Source organism: Paenibacillus popilliae ATCC 14706 (assembly GCF_000315235.1).
GTDB classification, from domain to species: Bacteria; Bacillota; Bacilli; order Paenibacillales; family Paenibacillaceae; genus Paenibacillus_B; species Paenibacillus_B popilliae.
Genome location: NZ_BALG01000479.1, coordinates 1 through 808, shown reverse-complemented (window position 1 = coordinate 808; position 808 = coordinate 1). Strand labels below are relative to the sequence as shown.

Annotated in this window: 2 protein-coding genes; one reads left to right on the top strand and one right to left on the bottom strand. The window is 42.2% G+C overall.

Annotated elements, in window-relative coordinates:
- Nucleotides 1-142 precede the first annotated feature (142 nt).
- Nucleotides 143-547, top strand: a complete 405-nt coding sequence (locus PPOP_RS18720; RefSeq protein ID WP_006288277.1) for a polymorphic toxin-type HINT domain-containing protein — start codon at nt 143-145, stop codon at nt 545-547.
- Between the two features lie 27 nt (nt 548-574).
- Here the strand turns inward: PPOP_RS18720 and PPOP_RS24860 are convergent.
- Nucleotides 575-808: hypothetical protein (locus PPOP_RS24860; RefSeq protein ID WP_234399904.1), on the bottom strand; the 234-nt coding region annotated here is incomplete at its 5' end.

Below are 808 nucleotides of genomic sequence, written 5' to 3'. Positions count from 1 at the left end.
TTACAATATTTTAACACATAAATCACCAGTTTTGTTATACTCAACAACGGTATTTTTTAACAACAAATACTAATCTCTCATACAGGAGGGGGGGGAAAGAAGTGGTTATTGATTGAATTTCTTTTATAAAAAGGAGCAGAATATGAAAAAATTTATAGCCCTATTATTATTTTTTGCCCTTTCATTTACAAGCCTTCCTCTTGCTTATGCAGATTTCGCGAATGGCACCTTGGTTCAGACGGAAGCAGGATTCAAGCCGATTGAACAAATCTGGGTCGGGGATCTCGTTCAGGCAAAAGATGAAACAACGGGAAAAACAGAGTATCATAGAGTTGTTCAGTTATTCCAGAGTCAGGCGGATGAGACGTATCATATTACCGTCAAAGGAATTCCAATCACGACAACCGGGGAGCATCCGTTCTGGGTGCATGGCCAAGGATGGGTGGAAGCAAGCCATCTGAAGGCGGGAGATCTGCTTCAAAATGCGGAAGGCAAGTCCTATCCGATCGACCGGATCGAGATGAAGAACAGCAGTACGCCTGTATAATAACTTCGAAGTTGGAGGAGTACATAATTACTTCGTTACGGAGTCCGAAATATGGACGCATAATAACGGCCCATTGATTAAACTAATTTCTAAAATGTTGGGAAACGCTGGGAAGAATGCTGCGAGAAACACCGGGAAAAGCACTGCGAAAAACGCTAAGAATGTAACTAGTAGATAGCTCCTGAAATAACGTTCGTGCCCTGTCAATTTTCCAAACCGTACTTCCAACGGAAAGGCACTGGATTTTCGTTCACTTCCTGG

What these genes read in the sequence shown, in the direction of transcription:
- PPOP_RS18720 (WP_006288277.1), top strand. Translation starts at nt 143, where the DNA reads ATGAAAAAATTTATAGCCCTATTATTATTTTTTGCCCTTTCATTTACA.